Annotated in this window: 22 protein-coding genes; 12 read left to right on the top strand and 10 right to left on the bottom strand. The window is 39.6% G+C overall.

Annotated features, from left to right (window positions below):
• Window positions 1-13: 13 nt before the first annotated feature.
• From CSC79_RS04305 to CSC79_RS04320, 4 genes are all read left to right on the top strand, one after another.
• Complete coding sequence (locus CSC79_RS04305) at window positions 14-874, top strand: MipA/OmpV family protein (protein ID WP_099294436.1); 861 nt, start codon at window positions 14-16, stop codon at window positions 872-874.
• 76 nt (window positions 875-950) lie between these two features.
• Window positions 951-1262, top strand: coding sequence for a DUF3019 domain-containing protein (locus tag CSC79_RS04310; protein WP_237113954.1), 312 nt, complete (start codon window positions 951-953; stop codon window positions 1260-1262).
• Window positions 1263-1276: 14 nt separating this feature from the next.
• Window positions 1277-1969 (top strand): response regulator, encoded by a 693-nt coding sequence (locus tag CSC79_RS04315; protein ID WP_099294835.1) that lies wholly within the window; start codon window positions 1277-1279, stop codon window positions 1967-1969.
• A 6-nt stretch (window positions 1970-1975) separates the two neighbouring features.
• Complete coding sequence (locus tag CSC79_RS04320; RefSeq protein ID WP_099294440.1) at window positions 1976-3223, top strand: ATP-binding protein; 1248 nt, start codon at window positions 1976-1978, stop codon at window positions 3221-3223.
• 157 nt (window positions 3224-3380) lie between these two features.
• Here CSC79_RS04320 and CSC79_RS04325 read toward each other — a convergent pair whose 3' ends face one another.
• The 3 genes from CSC79_RS04325 to CSC79_RS04335 form a co-directional block, all read right to left on the bottom strand.
• On the bottom strand, window positions 3381-3599 hold the full coding sequence (locus tag CSC79_RS04325) for a DUF3820 family protein (RefSeq protein WP_099294442.1): 219 nt from the start codon (window positions 3597-3599) through the stop codon (window positions 3381-3383).
• Between the two features lie 129 nt (window positions 3600-3728).
• Entirely contained in the window at window positions 3729-4010 is a 282-nt protein-coding gene (locus tag CSC79_RS04330; RefSeq protein WP_099294444.1) for a hypothetical protein, read from the bottom strand.
• A gap of 297 nt (window positions 4011-4307) precedes the next feature.
• On the bottom strand, window positions 4308-5879 hold the full coding sequence (locus tag CSC79_RS04335) for a cation:proton antiporter family protein (protein WP_099294836.1): 1572 nt from the start codon (window positions 5877-5879) through the stop codon (window positions 4308-4310).
• A 257-nt stretch (window positions 5880-6136) separates the two neighbouring features.
• Here CSC79_RS04335 and CSC79_RS04340 point away from each other — a divergent pair, with 257 nt between their 5' ends.
• Both CSC79_RS04340 and CSC79_RS04345 read left to right on the top strand, forming a co-directional pair.
• On the top strand, window positions 6137-6880 hold the full coding sequence (locus tag CSC79_RS04340) for a sporulation protein (RefSeq protein ID WP_099294446.1): 744 nt from the start codon (window positions 6137-6139) through the stop codon (window positions 6878-6880).
• 59 nt (window positions 6881-6939) lie between these two features.
• The gene (locus CSC79_RS04345; RefSeq protein ID WP_099294448.1) at window positions 6940-7392 is read left to right on the top strand and encodes a GNAT family N-acetyltransferase; all 453 of its coding nucleotides are present in this window, start codon (window positions 6940-6942) and stop codon (window positions 7390-7392) included.
• A 24-nt stretch (window positions 7393-7416) separates the two neighbouring features.
• Here the strand turns inward: CSC79_RS04345 and CSC79_RS04350 are convergent, their stop codons facing one another.
• From CSC79_RS04350 to CSC79_RS04375, 6 genes are all read right to left on the bottom strand, one after another.
• Complete coding sequence (locus tag CSC79_RS04350) at window positions 7417-8769, bottom strand: sodium-dependent transporter (RefSeq protein ID WP_099294450.1); 1353 nt, start codon at window positions 8767-8769, stop codon at window positions 7417-7419.
• Window positions 8770-8982: 213 nt separating this feature from the next.
• Window positions 8983-10275 (bottom strand): HAMP domain-containing sensor histidine kinase, encoded by a 1293-nt coding sequence (locus CSC79_RS04355; protein ID WP_099294452.1) that lies wholly within the window; start codon window positions 10273-10275, stop codon window positions 8983-8985.
• A 31-nt stretch (window positions 10276-10306) separates the two neighbouring features.
• On the bottom strand, window positions 10307-11011 hold the full coding sequence (locus CSC79_RS04360) for a response regulator transcription factor (RefSeq protein ID WP_099294454.1): 705 nt from the start codon (window positions 11009-11011) through the stop codon (window positions 10307-10309).
• A gap of 12 nt (window positions 11012-11023) precedes the next feature.
• On the bottom strand, window positions 11024-11416 hold the full coding sequence (locus CSC79_RS04365) for a DUF3019 domain-containing protein (protein WP_099294456.1): 393 nt from the start codon (window positions 11414-11416) through the stop codon (window positions 11024-11026).
• Window positions 11406-12212: a MipA/OmpV family protein gene (locus CSC79_RS04370; protein ID WP_237113964.1), complete on the bottom strand. Its 807-nt coding sequence runs from the start codon at window positions 12210-12212 to the stop codon at window positions 11406-11408. The genes CSC79_RS04365 and CSC79_RS04370 overlap by 11 nt, the downstream gene beginning before the upstream one ends.
• 143 nt (window positions 12213-12355) lie before the next feature.
• Complete coding sequence (locus CSC79_RS04375) at window positions 12356-13153, bottom strand: hypothetical protein (RefSeq protein ID WP_237113965.1); 798 nt, start codon at window positions 13151-13153, stop codon at window positions 12356-12358.
• 121 nt (window positions 13154-13274) lie between these two features.
• On the opposite strand from CSC79_RS04375, the gene CSC79_RS04380 reads away from it, so the two are divergent.
• Together CSC79_RS04380 and CSC79_RS04385 are read left to right on the top strand one after the other, a co-directional pair.
• Window positions 13275-14432: a serine hydrolase domain-containing protein gene (locus CSC79_RS04380; protein WP_099294460.1), complete on the top strand. Its 1158-nt coding sequence runs from the start codon at window positions 13275-13277 to the stop codon at window positions 14430-14432.
• Entirely contained in the window at window positions 14429-14908 is a 480-nt protein-coding gene (locus tag CSC79_RS04385; RefSeq protein WP_099294462.1) for a histidine phosphatase family protein, read from the top strand. The genes CSC79_RS04380 and CSC79_RS04385 overlap by 4 nt, the downstream gene beginning before the upstream one ends.
• Before the next feature lie 402 nt (window positions 14909-15310).
• On the opposite strand, the gene yhbY is transcribed toward CSC79_RS04385, so the two are convergent.
• Entirely contained in the window at window positions 15311-15607 is a 297-nt protein-coding gene (gene yhbY / locus CSC79_RS04400; RefSeq protein ID WP_058559834.1) for a ribosome assembly RNA-binding protein YhbY, read from the bottom strand.
• An 88-nt stretch (window positions 15608-15695) separates the two neighbouring features.
• Here yhbY and rlmE point away from each other — a divergent pair, with 88 nt between their 5' ends.
• The 4 genes from rlmE (at window position 15696) to glmM (ending at window position 20632) form a co-directional block, all read left to right on the top strand.
• Window positions 15696-16325 carry a 23S rRNA (uridine(2552)-2'-O)-methyltransferase RlmE gene (gene rlmE / locus CSC79_RS04405; protein ID WP_099294464.1) on the top strand — a complete coding sequence of 210 codons (630 nt, stop codon included), beginning with the start codon at window positions 15696-15698 and terminating at the stop codon, window positions 16323-16325.
• 66 nt (window positions 16326-16391) lie between these two features.
• Window positions 16392-18332, top strand: a complete 1941-nt coding sequence (ftsH, locus tag CSC79_RS04410; RefSeq protein ID WP_099294838.1) for an ATP-dependent zinc metalloprotease FtsH — start codon at window positions 16392-16394, stop codon at window positions 18330-18332.
• 94 nt (window positions 18333-18426) lie between these two features.
• Complete coding sequence (folP, locus tag CSC79_RS04415) at window positions 18427-19290, top strand: dihydropteroate synthase (protein ID WP_099294466.1); 864 nt, start codon at window positions 18427-18429, stop codon at window positions 19288-19290.
• Window positions 19283-20632 carry a phosphoglucosamine mutase gene (glmM, locus tag CSC79_RS04420; protein WP_099294468.1) on the top strand — a complete coding sequence of 450 codons (1350 nt, stop codon included), beginning with the start codon at window positions 19283-19285 and terminating at the stop codon, window positions 20630-20632. Before folP ends, glmM begins: the two co-directional genes overlap by 8 nt.
• Window positions 20633-20694 lie beyond the last annotated feature (62 nt).

Here is a 20694-nt window from a genome sequence, read left to right on the forward strand (position 1 = left end):
TATAAAAATAACGATGAAGTTGATAGCGAAAATCTTGGTTTTGGTAGGCACAGTGCTTGGCTCTGTGAATATCTCATTTGCTCAACCGTCAGAAGGTGAATCAAATCAGGAAATCGCCATTGAACAATGGCATGTAAGTTTGAATGCTGGATTTGGTGTTATGACAAATCCTTTAAAAGGTGGGTCAAATCTACCTTTAGTGTTAATACCTGAGGTTGCTTATTATGCTGAACATCTTTTTTTTGATAATGGCCGACTAGGTTATACTCTTAACCCTGACTCTTCCCACGTTATTAATTTTGTATCTGAGCTTAATCCTGAAACGCGTTTTTTTGTCGATTGGCATCCAGCAAATATATTTGCTTTATCCTCATCTAATTCATTTATTACCTCCTCATCCGTAGAGTTCAAAGAGCAACAGCCAAAACTAGAAGTAAATGATCTTGATAAGCGTAAATGGGCACTTGATGCAGGTCTGAGTTACCATTACATTTATGGAAAACATGTTTTCTCTGCTCAAGCTCTGTCTGATGTATCTGGTGTTCATAAGGGATGGCGTAGTGCGCTACAGTGGCAAATGTCGCATAGAATTGGTGAGGTATATGTTAAACCAAGCCTTGGCATTTGGTACAAGTCGTCACAATTAAATGATTATTTCTATGGGGTGAGTAAAAAAGAAAACCCAATTGAAGCAATTGCAGTTGGTAGTAGCTTGCAGCCTTATGCTAAAATAGACGCCCGTTGGCCTCTGAGTGAGGTGAATTCTGTGCGTTTTCATCTGGCTTACTATGATTATTCAGTCTCAGCAGACAGCCCGTTGTTCGAAAAATCGTATTCTATGACTGCTTTTTTAGGATTTAATCATATTTTTTAATATGAAGTATCTACAATATACCCTTTGCGTCTTTGCTTTGGTCGGTTGGCCGTTACAGGCTAAGGCTACAAAAGATATGCTCAATGTATCACCAAAAGTCTGTGTGGTTTCCGAACAACAAGATATCTGTGATCTTAATTTAAAGTTTACATTGTCGTTGCCTAAAAAAATGGATGTTTGTTTATATGAACAAAATCAGCAGTTGCAATGTTGGCAGCAAGTTAAAGTTGCAAGTTTTAATTATAAAGCGCATGTTCATATTAAGACCCTATACTCCCTGCACAACCCTCATACGGATGAACAGATAGCAACGGCAAGTATTGACGTACAAAGTACGCGCGCCAAAACAACACGACGTAGGCTTCGTTCTCCGTGGAGCTTTTTTTAATTCTGGAGCTGCCAATGGCAAAAATATTACTTGTTGAAGATGATTTAGGACTACAGCAATTAACACGAGATTACTTAGAAAGTAATGGCCTTGAAGTTGCGGTACTTGAGCGCGGCGATGAAGTGTTTGGATATCTAGAAGCAAACCAAGTCGACTTAATGATATTAGATGTGATGCTACCAGGTAAAGACGGTTTTAGTGTTTGCCGTCAAGTCAGAGATAAATTCAGCTTACCCATTTTAATGCTAACCGCCAAAGGTGAAGACTTTGATCAAGTTATCGGATTGGAGTTAGGTGCCGATGATTATGTCATTAAACCCGCTGAGCCAAGAGTACTTTTAGCAAGAATCAATGCTTTATTAAGACGTGGACAAGCCACAACCAGGCCCTTGGAAGAACTTCAGTTTGGTGATTTAAGTATTGATAAAACAAGCCGTATTGTGCGATTAAATAATAGCGAAATAACTCTCACGTCACATGAATTTGAATTACTGTGGTTACTGGCATCAAATGCAGGTGAGGTTTTGAGTCGAGAACATGTACATCAACATATGATAGGCCGTCAGTACGATGGTCTAGACCGAACAGTTGATGTTCGTGTATCACGAATTCGTAAAAAATTAGGTGACAGTAGTGATAAACCATATCGTATAAAAACGGTTTGGGGCCAAGGTTACTTATTTGTTTCTGATGCATGGGGAATGTAATCGATAATGGGGAAGCTGTTTGCAAGTTTATATTTGTACATTATAGTTTCCCTTTTTTTGGTTAGTGGCGTAATAGAGCAGCTTTGGCCTTACGAAGAAAGTCAGCAACACCTTTCTCTTGATGATGAATTTGGGCGCTCTCTTTGGTTATTAGCACAAACACCAAAAGGTATTGAACAGGTATCGCATCATTTTGGGGCGACTGTCGTGCTAACCAAAGATGTGGCATTACCTATTACGTATCAAAATGAATTGTCGGAAAAACACTTTATTTATCTTTTTGATCAACAGCAACGATTAGTCTGGTATGTCACAATTGATAGTGAGTGCCTACTTCAGGTTGGCCCTATTGATGTGTCAGAGCCCATATTTCCGTCAGTTTGGCCATACTTCTTATTATTGAGTGTGGTAGGTGTGCCTGTTGGGTTATGGAGCTTTTTGTTGTGGCGAGATTTTTCAAAATTAAGACAAGCTTGTGAGGCCGTTGATGGCTCTCAAGATTTTCAATTAACAGAGTCGTCGAAGTCTTTCTTTTTACCTATTACTGACACTTTAAGTGCGATGCAGCTTCGCATTCAGCACTTATTAACTGCTCAGCAAGAACTAACATCATCTGTATCTCATGAATTCAGAACACCACTAGCACGTTTAAAGTTTGCGTTAGTTATGCTGGAAGATAAAGTTACTGACGAAAAAGCATTCAATTACATTGATACAATGCAAGCAGACATTTCTGAGCTGGAATCACTTGTGAAAGAGATGCTCGATTACGCTCGTCTTGATAGCCAAAGGCCGAATATAAAGGTTGAGCAATGTGATTTAGTCGAGTTGACAAACAACGTGATTAAAAAGCTTGATTATGCGACTGATATAACGCTTACAACGTCTTTGCCTGCATATTATACCTACACATGCGACGCTCACCTTATTGCACGTAGTATGCAAAACTTAATAGGTAATGCCCTAAAACATGCTAAAAATCATGTGCATGTGAGCCTTGTAGAAGAGCCAGATACAATAACCATTCATGTAGAAGATGATGGAACAGGTATTGAGTTTGCTCAAAGAGAAGCCGTGTTTAAGCCGTTTACCCGACTGGATAAGAGTCGGGATAAAAAAACAGGGGGTTTCGGCTTAGGTTTGGCTATAGTTGCAAAAATCATCTCTTGGCACCAAGGAGATTATTTGGTGTCTGACTCCACTCTAGGTGGTGCGAGGGTGACAATTTATTTACCTAACCTGAACTCTGGTTAANNAAATATATTTATTAGTCTCCAGAGTTCAGGTTACCTAGACTTTAAACGAGATAAATAAAAAAGCGCCTTATGGCGCTTTTTACGGTTTAAACCAAAATCAACAAGTAGCAATTTAATAGACCGTCTTTAAATAAATAAGTTCATAATGTTGAGTGTTATTTTTTGCTATCTAAAAGTGGCATGAGCATTTCTTCTAGCCCATTGAGTTTCACTTCATAAATCATAGCAAGTTGAGTACCCAGATGACCTTGGGGAAAGCCCTTTTGTTTGAACCAAACAAGATAGGGTTCGGGTAGTAATAGCAAGGGGCGGCCAGCGTATTTCCCAAAAGGCATTGTTGTATTGATGGCGGTCTTAAGTATTTTAGAGTCCATTTAGGGATGCCGTAGAATGAAACAGGTATGTGCTTTAGTTTACTACAAACACCAGGAGAGAGGGAAGAATAGGCTGTGACGGGCAAGAAACAGCCTATAAGATACGAGGGAGTAGGCCTCGTAGTTTACTTAATGAATTTGGTACGATGATTTTTTTGTAAACCCAAGCTGTTTTAGTTGAATAATGATTGCAGGGTCGTCGATTCGCAGTGGAGTTTCACTTTCGCGCAAAAAATGATCGCTAGGGACTTGGTACACATCAAGCATCTTATGGAATAACACATCGCGCATTGTCATCGCTGTCATTCCTTGATTTAAAATTTCGTCTAGACGATTTTGAAGCTCAACTAGTTTTGGGCTTTGTAAATCATCAGCCACAGCTTGATGCTGTATAGTAAACTTATCTTTCATCTAAAACCTTTCATAATCACAAATAAATAGAAGCTTTCTAGCTTGCGCAAAACACTCACGGGCGAAAATTGTGTGTTAAAAATAGATACTTACAAATATTCAACGAATGCAGTTTACTCTGTTTTAGTTGGCAAATGCCAATTTCGATGTAAAGCTTTGTAAATGTAGTTGACGGTATTTAAGCTTGGAAAAACTCTTAGAATTGGTGTTTTATTACTAAGTTAATGAATTAATGATGAAAATGATTATCAGTACCCTTTTAGGCACTGATAATCGAAAAAGATAAAATATTTTACATTAAGAAAATAGTTTTTGCTTTACATGTTCAGCAAAGCCACTACCTGCTTCCAAATAGAAGTTATAAGTAGAGTCAACACCCATATCTTCCAACTCTTTCTGTTGATCTGGGTAGTTAGCAATCGCTGTTACTTGACCTTTATATCCAGATGCTTTTAATTGCTCTAAAGCAAAAATGTTTTGCATATGCTTGGGCATTGCCAGCATGATCATTTCAACACTTGAATGATTTACTCTTTGCCAAAAGTCAGGATCAGTTGCATCAGCTAGCAATGCTTTTCGGCCTCTTTTTATATGCTTGTCAACAACCTCAGGCTTTATGTCAACACCAGCAACAACGCCTGGGTGCGTCATATTGATGGTTTCGTATGCACCTGTTCCGATACGGCCCATACCAAAAATAACGATTTTAGTATCGTTGAGGTTCACAGGCAGTTCTTCTGCTAAGCGTGTTTGGCTTTCGAACTTTAACAACCAAGCCTCGATTTTAACGTAGATTTCGTTAGAACGCTTATTTAGTGGTGATGCAATAATAAAGGTAATTGAAACTGCGATTGCCATAACAGCTAACCATTCAGCGGTGATCAAGCCGCTTGTGGCTGCAACCATACAGACGATTAAACCAAATTCGCTATAATTTGAAAGTGTAAAAGCACTGAGCAGTGAGGTGCGAGCACGAAGCTTAAACACGTTGGTTAGAACATAGTACAAAGAAACTTTTATTGGCAACACTAAAATAATTAATAGGGCTATAAAGAGGGAGTTTATTGTTAATTCTGCACCCAAGCCTATTGTTAAAAAGAAGCCTACCAATAAGATTTCTTTTAAATTAAGTAAGGACTTTGCAAGCTCGCCTGCTTTTTTGTGTGGCGCGAATATCATACCAATGATCAGCGCACCTAAATCCCCTTTTAATCCTGCAAATTCAAACGCGTGATAGCCAACAACGAGAGCGAAGAAAAAGCCAAACAAAGGTAAAAGCTCGCCATGTTTCGAGCGGTTCAATATCCAAAACATCACGGGGCGCATTAAAGGTAATAACGCAAATAACGCGATAGCCCAGGCATTGGGTGATTTACCGGTGCTAATTGCTAAAAATATAACGGCAAAGATATCCTGCATGACAAGTATGCCTATCGCAATCTTGCCGTGCAGGCTGGACATTTCGCCTCGCTCCTCAAGCACCTTTACAGCAAAAACAGTACTTGAAAAACTAAAAGCAAAACCAACTAATAAAGAACTTTGCCAACTAAGTTCTTTAAATAAAGGCAGTGCTAAATACCCCAGTAGCAGCATAAAGCCAGCAAAGAGTAAGCTACTTAAAATAATGTGTATAGAAGCGGGTGCCCAAACTTGGGGTTTTATTAAGTTAGCGACACGTAACTTTAATCCAATACTGAATAGCAGAAGAGTTACACCTAAGTTTGCGATTGAATTGAGAAGTTCGGTGGTTTTAAACCCTGAAAGGTTTAAGGCAAAACCTGCAATTAGAAAGCCGATCAATGGCGGAAGTTTAAGTTGGTAAACAACAAAACCGCAGACAAACGCTGCTGCAAAATAAATTAGTTCCATAATACTTAATATGACTTCATTTGTTTTTACAGTGTAGCGAAATCTCAGTGTTTTTGAAATAAATAGTATGACTAATGAAGATACACTTGAACTATCTATAATTCGTATGAAAAACATGCAATAGTGCATTGTTTAATGTAAAAACTGATTAAATAGCTATTTTTTCGCTGACATCAGCTTTTAAATATGGTTAAGATGCAGTAACAAAGGATTTTAGGTGTAGTTGTATTAAGACGGCTATGCTTAAGGAGAAATAGATGTTTAAAAAAATTCTTGCATCAGTCGGTATTGGTGCAGCAAAAGTTGATACTATTTTAGAAACCGAGCACCTTCAGCCTGGGCAAAAGTTTAATGCTCAAATTGTAATCACAGCAGGTGACGTAAGCCAAGAAATATCTGGGCTCGATTTAGCCTTGATGACGCGGGTAAAAGTAGAAGGTGAAGAGGGCAGTTATTTCACAAATCACGTAATAGATAAGTGGCGGATCACTGACATTGGCACAATAGAGCCAGGACAAGAAAAACATATTCCTTTTGAAGCTCGCCTACATTCAGAAACGCCGATAACAGAAATTAATGCCGGGTATAACCAATCGCACGTTTGGCTTGAGACAGGATTAGACATTGATCTGGCACTTGATCCAAGTGATAAAGATCACCTGCATATTTACCCTAATGATGCAGTTAATACCTTCATGCAGGCAATGGATAATCTCGGTTTTAGCTTAGTCAAAGCAGATGTAGAAAAAGGGTATTTGCGTGCTACAACATTTAGCTCAGTATCTGGTTGTTATCAAGAGCTTGAATATAAACCAAATAGCCGCAGTTTATTTGGTTTGCAAGAGATTGAGTTGTCGTTTGTCCCTGAGGCTCATAAGACGCATGTATTGATTGAACTTGATAGAGCGTTTCGTGGTGATGGTTACGTAGATTTAACCATTGAACATGACCATGTTAATTTATCCCAATTGTGTGATCAGCTTGAACGATTATTTGCATAGACTTACATTTATCTCGTTTAATAGCCCAGCATTGTCTGGGCTTTTTTATTAGGATTGTTATGAATTTAATAACCAAGTCATTTTCAGAATTGACAACAAAAGAATTATTTCTGATTGCAAAAGGGCGTGTCGATGTTTTTGTTGTAGAACAAGCTTGCGCATACCCAGAGCTAGATAACGTAGATTGCAATAGCACCACAGAGCACCTTTATTGGCTTACTGACGAACACCTTGGCGCATATGCTCGATGTTACTTAAAAGATGATAAGTACAGTGCAATAGGGCGCGTGCTGATTAGTAAAGAGCATCGTGGCAACGGGTTTGCACACGAGTTGGTAACACAAGCAATCGAAAGGTGCTTTAAATTATGGCCCAGCAGAGAGATATATATTGGTGCCCAAACCTACTTGTTAGGTTTTTATCAAGCCCTTGGCTTTACAGCTATAAAGCAGCCGTACTTAGAAGATGGTATAGAGCATCAAGATATGATTTTAAAGCGCCCAATAAGTTAATGGGCGCTTGTTAATAGGTGTAAATTAACCAAAAATTGAATTGATGAACACTAATGAAATGGCAAGTGGGCAAATAAACTTAATGTACCAAGGCCATATCTTCCAAAATACACTGTTAGCCACATCGGGACACCCTTGCTTTATCTCCTCAAGTAATGAGTTTCTATACCAAATCCAGCCGACAAATAAGCAACACATAAGTCCTAACAAAGGTTGCCCAAACTTAGTGGTGATGGTGATGACGAGGCCAAATAACGTATCAAAGTAAATGACGATAGTGGAACTTACCAAAGTTATAATAGCGCCAATCAACCAAGTAGCCTTGATTCTGTCGAGGGAGAATCGTTCTACTGCATACGAAACAGGGGCTTCTAACATAGAAATTGACGATGTTAATGCGGCGATACTCATTAGGGCAAAGAATGCAAAGCCAACAAATAAACCGATAGTACCCATACCATCAAAGAGAGCTGGCAGAACTTGAAAAACTAAAGTGTCTTCGGAGAGCAGCTCGCCTTGTGCACTAAAAATTTCAACACCTTGGGCTTGCGCTACATACATAGCTGGAATGATTAAAAGGCCTGCCACAAAAGCAATAAATACATCAATCAAAGTGACATAAGCACCGAGTGAAACAAGGTTTTCTTTTTTGCTAATATATGAGCCATAAATGATCATAACACTGGTGCCAAGCGACAAGGAGAAAAATGCTTGGCCAAGTGCGTTTACCAGCAACTCGGGGTTTAAAATTGAACCAAAATCAGGAACTAAATATGCCTTGAGGCCTGTCATAGCGCCTTCTTGCATCATTACATAAATGATGAGTGCAAATAGAATTGACAGAAGAGCAGGCATTAAACGTTTAGACCACTTCTCAATGCCGTTCTCCACACCTCGGCTGATAATCGCCACGGTTAAAATAATAAAACCTGCCGTAAACAATAAATTTCTTGATAAAGATTGTTCACTTAGCCAATTAGTAACTGATTGATTTGAGGTTAATGTGGCAATCGGTTCTAAGGTCGCGCTTATCATCCAACCTGCAACAATTGCGTAAAAGCTTAAAATTAGCCCGGCACAAATAATGCCACCAAAGCCCACTATAAAAGCAAATTGCTTTTGTGATTTTGTATTGGATATTTTGCGCAGTGATGAAACTGCATTAGCTTGACCATGGCGGCCAATTGTTAATTCTGCCATTAGAGCAGGGTAAGCTAAACAAAAAGCAAGAATCAAGTAGGCAACTAAAAATGCTGCGCCGCCATTGCTGGCTGTTTGAGTGGGAAAGCCCCAAATATTACCTAACCCAACCGCTGAGCCTGCGGCGGCCATAATGAATCCAAAACGGGAGCTAAACTCCCCTCTAACTGCGCTCATAATTATTATTACTTCTCTATTTTTTAACGGCGATGACAATCTACTTTATATGCATATAAATAAAAAGCACTTATTGTTCTATATCAATATAGTGGGATGTTGATTGTCTATTTTTAATACTTTTTTATACAAGTAAAGTGGCGTTTTTTTTTTAACCCATTGAATACTAGTATAAAACTAGTTCGCTGGCATATGTAAACTGTAACAGAATAGTTACATTTTATTTGTGTTATGGATTTTCAATGTAAAACAAGCCCCTTTTAGCTGTTTACTGCGACTCACCGTCACTGAACCGTGGTGCCAGTCAGCTACTTTTGCAACAATCGCTAAGCCTAAACCATAACTTTGCGCTTCTCTATTTCGGTGATTTTGTTCCTGAAAAAACGGAGTAAATACTTTGTGCCAGTTATGTTCTTCTATTCCAGGGCCATCATCTTCGACAGTAATAACCACTGTGTGTGTCATTTTTTTAGCGCTAATTACTATATGGTCGCTTGCAAAGTCACATGCATTACTCAATAAGTTGGAAATTGCGCGGGCGAGCCAATGAAGATCTGCATAAACGCTAATATCATCACAATTTAATTCAACATCAATGTTATGTTTGGCTATCTTAGGCTCCAGCTGAGCAATAACGGTTTTTAAGTAATCGTTTAATTCTGTGTGAGCGTAATTAAGTTGCGTGGCTTTTTGTTCTAATGTCGCAAATGCCAAGTAGCTTTTTAGCATAGATTCCATCTGGTCTAAGTCAGATTCCATTCGTGTTAGATAGTGCAACCTTTTTTGTTCGTCATCACAGTCTAACGTAGCATCTAAGCCAAATCGTAGACAGGCAATTGGTGTGCGAATATCATGAGATAAACTTGATGCCATTAATTTATTTTCATCGAGTAACTTTTCTATTTGACTGGCCATTCGGTTAAAAGTGAGCTCAACATCTTTAATATAAGTAAAATATGAAACCTTGATACGTGCTTGTAAATTACCACTTGCAAACTGTTTTGCAGCCTCATTTACAACCCCTAAACGTTTGGCTAGTGGGGCAATAATAAAGCCCATAAATACACATAAGCCTGCATAAAATAATAAGGTAAGTAACATATCATTTTGCTGTATTTGCTCGATTGTTTTTTCTAATCGTAGCTTTAAATGAAACGGTGCTAACTGATTGTTGCTATACAGCAAGTAAAACCCTTGTTGATCTTCGAGTATTAATCCTCCTGTTTTATTCATCTGCTGAAGTAATGAATTCGGCAATGCTAGTGTCTCTGTTGCTCGATAAGTAAGGGGTAACTCAAATTGCGAAGCTAGTTGCTGCGTATATTGACTGCGTTCAGCAGGAGGGAGCTGCAATAGTTGTTGACTGAAACCCATTAAGAGTTTGCTTTGCAGAGAAAACTCATCTTGCGGAGAATGGGTTTGTTGACTAAAGGCATCGATTAACCAACCAAGCACAACGATTGACAAAAGAGCACTTCCTAGCAGTGAAAGATAAAACTTCTTCATTGATATCTACTACTATAAAGGTGTGATTTGACTACCATGCGCTTGCAACCAGTAAATAACCTTTACCCCAAATTGTTTTAATTTTTTCAGGGTGTTGCGGATCGTCATTAAACTTTTTACGTAATGCTGATATAAGCACATCTACGCTGCGGTCAAGGCCATCATATTCTCGCCCTTTAGTGGCTTTAAATACGGCGTCGCGCGACACGACTTGTCCGGCGTTTGATGCTAAATAACTCAGTAGCAGATATTCCGCGCTGGAAATTGATTGTTCTATATTATTAATAAAAACATTGCGTGATTGCGTGTCAATTTTTAGTGCGCCAACTTCGATAAGAGTTGAATCATTTTTTTGTTCTATATTGTCATGACTCATGCGTAGAGCCGCTTTAATTCGTGCCAATAGTGCTCTGGGCCTAACAGGTTTTGTTATGTAATCACTGGCACCGACTTCAAGCCCAATAACTTCATCCATTTCCTCATCACGAGCTGTAAGCATAATAATTGGCTTGTTATAAAACTGCCTAAGTTCACGACAGACGCTAATGCCGTCTTGTCCTGGCAGCATAATATCAAGCAGAATTAAATCAGGTGAGAATTGTTTAACTTGTTCGACAACAAGATTTCCTCGGGAGCAAATTTGCGTCGTGTAACCTTGTTCAATCAAATACTCTGCGACCCATTGAGCAAGTGAGGTGTCATCTTCAACCAGTAAAATAGTGCCGTAATTATCCATAGTCTTCTCTTTTTAAAACAATCGCCAGCGACGTTTCTTCTGGCGGTTTTGATAAACCCATTGTAATTGAACGTGTGTTTTAGCAATGATTTTGCCGCTATCACTGTTGATTAGCTCAAATGCAATTGTTTCGACTGAATCAAAAGCATAATCAAACTGCCCTGATTTTTGTCTGAGCCAGCATTGCATAATGTGCTTTGAAGTAGCGTCCCTAAGGCAATAATTACCAATCTCAGGGCGTTGCCAATTGATCTCGATGTCAGCATAGCAATTTCGCCCTTCACGCAATGCTACACAGGTGTCAGGTATTGCAACAAAATCACTCTGATCAATTTGTTCAGCACTTACCGTTAAAGGTTTGGTGCTTAGTAAACATAAGGCAAGAGTTAATGTTTTAGAATACATATCGCACGCCTACCATGGCTTTGTGTTGATAGCCTTGTGAAACGATAGGGCTATTTGATATTTCATTTGTGAACCACGTTGACAATACACCTGTTAAAAATACCCAGTGTCTATTTAAGGGGTACTCTGCGTGAAATTCAAAAATTACGCTGCCAGAAGTGCCCGTTTCATAAATAGGCCTTGTTGGTTTTGACTCTTCTGGCGAAATACCAAAATAATAGTTTGTAAAATCATCCGAATACGCACTAAAACCAACACCAGAACGGAATTCCCAATTTTTCCAGGGGAGTATGTGACTAAAAAAAGTGTTTATTACCCAGCTATTATGTGAACTAGAAATGTCGTGAAGATATTCAACAGAAATTTGAGAGTTTTGAAAACGACGTGTTAAACGCAATCCGGTATTAAAGTCATATTTGCGGCTTAGAATTCCTTCCAACTCGTCAATTGTGCCTGTGTTGTAAAAGTCTAAGCCTGTCTCATCAAATCCAGCTTGAACATTAGTACCAAGAATATCCAGCTCCCAGTCATATCGTTCAATTAAACTATAACCAATGATGACGCCACCACTAAGTTGGCTGTGGTCAATATCGAGGTAGAAGCGGTCGTAAGAGATAGCTAAGTTAAGATCAAGTTCTAAACCATCATTATAAGAGTCCATTCCAACAAGGTAGGAATCTTCAATATAATAACCGGCTCCAGCACTCCAGTCCCAAGCAAACCCATTCGTGGGTTTTAAAGTGTTATCGGCGTAATATCGGTTACTTGCAAAGCTTACATCGCTCCAAAAACACATAACTAATAATATACAAATTAAAGTACGTGTTTTATTTAAAATTTGCAGCATTGCTTTCCCTGTAACTAAGGTTGAGTAAGTAAGTGTATTATATTGTCAAAGAATGCCTTTTTTCTGTAAAAAAATGTAGCAAATAATTTTACTTACTGAACTTTGATTTTGTCGATTAAAATACTACTCAAATAAAATTGCATCATTGGGGTTAGCGCGCTTATCTCTGTGCGGTTACATGGACCTTGCAATTTAGTCAAGCTGCTCATTTTACTCATTACTTTGTAAGGTGGAATACTCACCTCTTGAGATGCACGCGCACGGCGGGCTTGTTCTGTATTCTGCTGGTGGATAAACGATGCTATTTCAAGCTCGTTGCTAATGATTTGTTCTTGTTGGTATGAATACACAAGGGGTTCACGATGAAAGCTCGCACTGTCAATCGCTGACTTACCAAACCAGACTACATCGCCTGATGCTCTGTGTGTTAGACGCATACTGACATCTGCATTTATAGTTGCACATTGTTGTGTTGGGTAAAGTAGTGAAATCTTTTCAAATGTTGAAAGCGGTGTTTTAGGCGTATCTATCTGGTATTTAGTATCTTCAACAAAGTTTAGCTCAAGTTGATGCACTGACAGCGTGTAATCGCTTTTGCCTTGTGTAACAACATTAAGATTTATCGCCTTGAGTGCATCAGTAATTTGTGAGAATAAGATGTCTGTAACACTCGTATTATCTGCGACAATCTTAACCGTTTGATTGCGTTTTACTTTGTGGGCAGGTAACTGAACAGACTTTACTTTTGGCGAATTGTGAGCAGTTGAATAACTTACTTGGTAATGCTGGGTTTTTAACAAAGGTTTCTTTGGCATTTGCAAAGAGTCTGCAACAGGCGGTGGTGCTGTAGTACATGCAGTCGTTGTAAGTAATAAGCAAGCGATAAAAATAAAACGAATAAGCACAATAAACCCTTAAGAACAAATTAATGCGAATATTGTACGTTAGTCTTGATAAAAGTTCATGTTATTATGTGCTAAGAAATTTCTTAATATAGTTAAAATAATAAAAATGAAGTCATCAACACTATTATTATTTTGTTTTTTTTTATTACTTATTTCATACACTTGTTCTAGTCAAGATGCTCAATGGGATAAGTTGATTGATGATTACAACACACATTTATCAATCAAGTTAAAAAGCAAAGGTATACCAGGCGCAGCATTATCTATTGTATACGGTCAAGACAGTGAGTTTGTGAAAGGTTACGGCGTTACTAAACTACACAAGGGCCAGCGAGTTGACACAAATACACGTTTTCGTTTGGCATCTGTCTCTAAAACATTTGCAGGGTCTTTAACTGCAAAACTTGTTAATGAGAAGCGCTTTTCATTAGAAGATCCCGTCAGTAAATATATACCTGAACTAAGTAACACAAGCTATAAAAACAACTTAAAAGTGTACCACCTACTTAGTCACTCTGGTGGCCTTGTGCCAAATGCATATGATAATTTAATTGAGTCAAGGATGCGCTATCCTGATATTGTTGAAAAGCTATTAAGTGTTGAGCCTATATGTCAGCCAGGTCAGTGTTATGGTTATCAAAATGTGATGTTTAGCTTAGTTGATGAAGTAATTAAATCCAGCACTCAAATGGATTATTCCCATTGGTTGAATGAGTTTATATTTGCACCATTGCAAATGAACAACGCCAGCTTAGGGTATGACAATATGGTGATTGATAGTAATTATGCTCATCCTCATGTTAGAGGGCGTAAACGGTGGCACACTGCGAGGTTAAAAAAGAATTACTATAAAGTGCTTCCCGCTGCGGGTGTTAATGCCAGTGCTAGCGATATGGCTATCTGGTTAAAAGCGCAACTTGGTGTTTATCCGACTATTCTTTCTTCTGAAGTATTGGCTAGTCAGGCAAGACCTTACACACAAACAAAAAAAGAATTACGACGTAGGGTGTGGAGAAAGCATCTAAAAGCGGCTTATTATGGTCTCGGTTGGCGTGTTTATAATTATGATAATGAGACGCTTTATTATCATAGCGGCTGGGTACAAGGATATCGCAGCGATCTTGTGGTAATGCCGCACCTTAACATAGGGTTTAGCCTAGTATTAAACGCAGAGACAGGGCTTATTAATGAGCTCACAACGGAGTTTATCAACCGGGTGCTGGAATATAAAAAACAAAACATGCAACGGTTGGAGAAAGGATGAGACACTTAGTTGGCTTTTTAATGTTATTTTGCACAAGCTTTGCGCATGCAGCCCCTGATAGTATTTACTTATTTCGCCACAGCGAAAAAGAAAAGGGGAACAACCCACATTTAACAGAGGCCGGTAAACACAGAGCTGATCAACTATCTAGTCTCATTGAAAATAACAAGCCAGTGGCTTTGTTCAGTACCAACTATAATCGCACAATTGAAACGGCTAACGCATTAGCTAGAGATTTAGGGGTTGAGGTACAGGTGTATAATCCTAGAGACTTAGCACAATTTAGTGAGCAAGTATTAACGATGAATGGAACAATCATCATTGTTGGCCACAGTAATACAAGTGTGGAATTAGCAGCGTTATTTTCTGAATTAAAAGTCGATAAAATGCATGAATCTGAGTTTTCCCGTTATTTTTTACTACAGCGAACGGGACAAAATTTTCATTTAAGTGATTTAAAAATGAATTTTGACTAGGGCGTGTTGACCTTTCGTGATTAATTTTGCAGCAGTATGTTTGGTATTTAGGCAAGGCAGCCCTATGCAGTGTGGTTGTTCCCCATAAATAGGCGATAACGCAGTATAAATGCCAAACATGCGCTGCCCAAAGGGTTCTTCCTAGGGGCGATTGACTCTTTGTTACCTACATGGATGTAGGTAAGGGGCGCTAGCAGGACGCGGTAGCTTTGCTCGGTTTTTACTTAGCCCGCTAGGTTACAAACCTCGCGCCGCGATTAAATCGCCCCTAGATTGAACAAATTTCAATCCACAAAGGTCAACACGCCCTAATGAATGCACATTCATTTACAAATTTTATTTTGAATAAATTATAAGCATAAAAAAACCAGCAAAAGCTGGTTTTTTTTCACTAAGAAAAAATTAATTACGTGGTAATTGAATTTTCTTCTCTTCGCTTTGACGGTATAACACAATTGTATGGCCGATAGTTTGCAGTTTTTCTGCACCGGTTTCACGTACAATTGCTTCAAAAATCAATGCTTTAGTTTCGCGGTCATCAGTTGGTACTTTAACTTTAATGAGTTCGTGGATTTCTAAAGCGCTTTGAATTTCCACTACTACACCTTCTGTAAGGCCGTTTGAACCGAGAAGTACAACGGGCTTAAGAGAATGTGCTTGACCTTTTAAAAACTGCTTTTGTTTGTTCGATAATTTCATGTTATTACAAATTTTGCTGAATATGGCTTGAATTAAGGGTATTCTAACGCCATCTAGAGAATATTACTAATTAGTTGCGTGTTAATTTATGACAAATAAAAAACATTCAGCCAGTTCACAGCGATGGTTGAAGGAACATTTTGATGATCCTTACGTTCACGAAGCTCAAAAGAAAGGTTGGCGCTCTCGTGCGATTTTTAAACTTGATGAAATTCAAAATAAAGATAAATTACTGCGCCCAGCAATGACCGTAGTTGATTTAGGTGCCGCACCGGGTAGTTGGTCACAATATTTAGCAGATAAAGTGGGTACTAAAGGCCAAGTCGTTGCGTGTGATATATTACCTATGGACTCTCTTGCAGGCGTCGATTTTTTACAAGGAGATTTTCGAGAGGAAGCAGTCCTTGATGCGTTATTAAATCGTATTGGTGGCAAAAATGTAGATGTAGTACTTTCTGATATGGCACCGAACATGAGTGGTAATAGCTCAGTTGACCAGGCCGGAAGCATGTATCTTGTAGAGCTTGCACTGGATATGTGTCATCAAGTACTTAAGAAAAACGGTGCGTTTATTGTTAAAGTTTTCCAAGGTGAAGGGTTTGATCAATATTTGCAAGATGTACGTAATAGTTTTAAAACAGTGAAGATACGCAAACCCGACGCCTCACGTGCTCGATCTCGCGAAGTATATATAGTAGCGACAGGTTACAAACTGTAGTACAGTTGTCTGGCGTTAAGTTGAATTTAAATTAATTGGATACAAGAGGTTAACACCTTGAGCGATATGGCGAAAAATCTAATACTCTGGCTGGTTATAGCTGTTGTGCTAATGTCAGTATTTCAGAGCTTTAATGGTGGCGATCAAATAGATCGTCAAACTAGTTACACTCAATTTGTTAAAGATGCTAGAAATGGTTCTTTACAAGAAGTGGCAATCGAAAGTACCAGTGGCACAATCACCGGCACTAAAACTAATGGTGAGCGCTTCCAAACCATTATGCCTATTTATGACAAAGACATTTTAAATGACTTATTAAAAAGTGATGTGAATGTTAAAGGTGTTAAGCCGGAAGAGCAGTCTTTCTTAGCAAGCATCTTAATTTCTTGGTTCCCGATGTTACTGCTAATTGGTGTGTGGATATTCTTCATGCGTCAAATGCAAGGCGGTGGCGGTAAAGGCGCAATGTCGTTTGGCAAGAGCAAAGCACGCTTGATGAGCGAAGATCAAGTTAAAACAACATTCGCTGATGTTGCCGGATGTGATGAAGCGAAAGATGATGTAACCGAGCTGGTGGATTTCTTACGTGATCCGTCTAAGTTTCAAAAGTTAGGCGGCAGTATCCCTAAGGGTGTACTCATGGTCGGCCCTCCAGGAACGGGTAAAACATTGCTCGCTAAAGCGGTTGCCGGTGAAGCAAAAGTTCCGTTCTTTACAATTTCAGGTTCTGACTTTGTAGAAATGTTTGTTGGTGTTGGTGCATCGCGTGTTCGTGACATGTTTGAACAAGCTAAAAAAGCGGCGCCATGTATCATTTTCATTGATGAAATTGACGCTGTAGGTCGTAAGCGTGGTGCAGGAATGGGCGGCGGTCACGACGAGCGTGAGCAAACCCTAAACCAAATGCTAGTAGAAATGGATGGCTTTGAAGGTAATGAAGGTATTATCGTTATTGCTGCTACTAACCGTCCAGACGTACTTGATCCAGCATTACTTCGCCCAGGTCGTTTTGACCGTCAGGTTGTTGTTGGTTTACCTGATATCCGTGGCCGTGAACAAATCTTAAAAGTTCACATGCGTAAAGTGCCTTTAGGCGACAACGTTGAAGCGGCTGTTATTGCCCGCGGGACGCCAGGTTTCTCAGGTGCTGATTTAGCAAACTTAGTAAATGAAGCTGCTTTATACGCTGCCCGTGGTAACAAACGTGTAGTAAGCATGGCCGAATTTGATGCCGCAAAAGATAAAATCATGATGGGCGCAGAGCGCAAGACCATGGTGATGAGCGAGCAAGAAAAAGAGATGACTGCTTATCACGAAGCGGGTCACGCAATTGTTGGTCGTTTAGTGCCAGAACACGATCCTGTTTATAAAGTATCTATTATTCCTCGTGGCCGTGCCCTTGGTGTAACTATGTACTTACCAGAGCAAGACCGTGTTAGCCATTCTAAAGAATTGCTCGAATCAATGATTTCAAGTTTGTATGGCGGACGTATTGCTGAAGCACTTATTTACGGTGAAGATAAAGTAACTACTGGTGCAAGTAACGATATTGAACGGGCAACTGATATTGCGCGTAAAATGGTAACGCAGTGGGGCTTGAGTGAAAAGCTAGGGCCGTTACTATATTCTGAAGATCAGAATGAAATGTACATGGGTGGCGGCGGTGGCCGTGCTATGAGCATGTCGGATGAAACTGCAAAAGTAATTGATACTGAAGTACGTTTGTTTTCTGATAGAAACTATCAACGCGCTGAAGATATTCTTAAAGAGAATATTGATATCTTACATTCGATGAAAGATGCATTAATGAAATATGAAACAATTGATGCAAAACAAATCGATGACTTAATGGCACGTCAACCAGTTCGCGAGCCTCGCGATGCGCATGACAGACGTGACACAGAAGATAAAAAGCCAGAGCCAGCTCAAGTAAAAGCTGAGCCTGAGAATAAAGATCAAGAATCATCGCAAAAAGATGAAACAAACCTTGATGACAAAGCTGAATAATAGTTAAAATAGCTTACCTAAAAACCCCGGGCCACCGGGGTTTTTTGTATCAAAAAGAAAATAATCAATGCAATGGATGTATTGAAGGTGAAAAATGACCACAGTTAATTTACCTCGGGGTCGTAAGTTGCACCTCGACACCCCAATCATTATGGGGATCTTAAATGTTACACCTGACTCCTTTTCAGATGGTGGTTCATACTACCAAACAGACAGCGCTGTCATTCAAGCTCAAACACTCCTTAATGATGGTGCTACCATAATAGACATTGGTGGTGAGTCGACCCGTCCGGGTGCACCTGATGTCACGCTTGAAGAAGAGTTAAACCGTGTAATCCCCGCAATAAACGCAATTAGAGCCCACTCAGAACCAACGGTTAGTGACTGTATAATTTCAATTGATACCAGTAAAAGTGAAGTTATGCGCCAAGCATTACATGCAGGGGCTGATATTATAAATGATGTGCGGGCTTTACAAGAGCCTGATGCGCTTAGCGTAGCTGCCGAGTTTGCAGATGTAGCGATTTGCTTGATGCATATGCAAGGGCAGCCTCGTACTATGCAAAGTAACCCGCAATACAATGATTTATTTGCGGATATCAATCATTTTTTTAAGCAGCGCATTGATGCATGTAAAACAGCGGGTATTAAGCCACAGCAACTTATCCTAGATCCAGGTTTTGGTTTTGGTAAAAGCCTGGCTCACAACTACGAACTATTAAAACGATTTGATGAATTTAATCATTTGGGTTTACCTGTATTAGCTGGCCTATCTCGTAAATCAATGATTGGTAATTTGTTAAATAGAAATACTGATGAACGGCTTGCTGGAAGTTTGGCAGGCGCACTGATCGCGGCGCAAAATGGCGCAAAAATTATCCGTGTACATGATGTAAAAGAAACTGCAGATGTGCTTGCTGTATGGCAAGCTTGCGAACAAGGACTATCTAATGAGTAATAGAAAATATTTTGGAACAGACGGTGTAAGAGGCATGGTTGGAGAGTACCCGATCACCCCTGAATTTGCACTAAAACTAGGCTGGGCTGCAGGACGTGTACTGTCAGCAAAAGGCACAAAAAAAGTCATTATTGGTAAAGATACGCGTATTTCGGGCTATATGCTTGAGACATCGCTCGAAGCAGGTTTGATTGCGGCAGGTATCGATGTGGTTTTACTAGGGCCTATGCCAACACCGGCTGTTGCCTATCTAGCGCAAACATTTCGCGCTGAAGCGGGTATTGTAATTAGTGCTTCCCACAATCCATACCACGATAACGGTATCAAGTTTTTCTGTGGGCGAGGCTTAAAATTAGGTGACGATGTTGAACTTCAAATAGAAGCAATGCTTGATGAGCCTATGACATGTGTTGCATCAGACAAGTTAGGTAAAGCCAAGCGTTTAGAAAGTGCTGATGGGCGTTACATTGAGTTTTGCAAAAGTCAGTTCCCACAAGGATTATCTCTTGAGGGGTTAAAAATTGTTTTAGATTGTGCCAATGGCGCAACATACCATATCGCCCCTTCAGTTATGCGCGAGTTAGGTGCTGATATTATTTGCCATGCGTGCGAACCAAATGGTGTAAATATCAATTTAGAGTGTGGTGCAACACATGTTGACGCGCTCAAACGTAAAGTCCTAGAGCATAATGCCGATGTAGGTATAGCCTACGATGGAGATGGTGACCGTGTCATGATGGTTGACCACAATGGACGTGTTTTTGATGGTGATGACATTGTATATATTATTGCATGCCAGGCAGCGCAAGACGATATGCTCGGTGGCGGGGTTGTTGGTACTGTGATGTCAAACATGGGCCTTGAAAATGCATTAAAAGCCAAAGGCATTGATTTTGAAAGAAGTAAAGTTGGCGACCGCTATGTAATGGAATTACTACAGAAAAAAGGTTGGAAAATCGGTGGCGAAAGTTCTGGCCATGTACTTAATCTAGATCTTATTAGTACGGGCGATGGTATTATTTCAAGCCTGCAAGTACTTGCTGCCATGGTTGCGCAAAACCGCACTTTAAAAGATTTAGGTGCAGGGTTTACTAAGTACCCTATGAAAATGATCAATGTACGCTACAAAGCAGGCACTGATCCAACGCAAGCACCAGAAGTTATTGCTGCAGTTACTGAGGTTGAGGCTAAATTAGCAGACAAAGGCCGTGTATTATTGCGTAAATCAGGTACTGAACCTGTGGTTCGCGTTATGGTTGAAGCTGAAGAAGAGAAAATGGTACTTGATAGTGCTCGTAAAATAGCGGATGTTGTCGAATCTATGAGCAAACAAACTGATTAAGAACAATAACCTCTTGTAACTTTGGGCGAGTCGAGTTACTATCTCGCCCGCTTTCTAATCTG

The sequence above is a fragment of the Pseudoalteromonas sp. 3D05 genome, from assembly GCF_002723455.1.
Classification (GTDB): Bacteria; Pseudomonadota; Gammaproteobacteria; order Enterobacterales; family Alteromonadaceae; genus Pseudoalteromonas.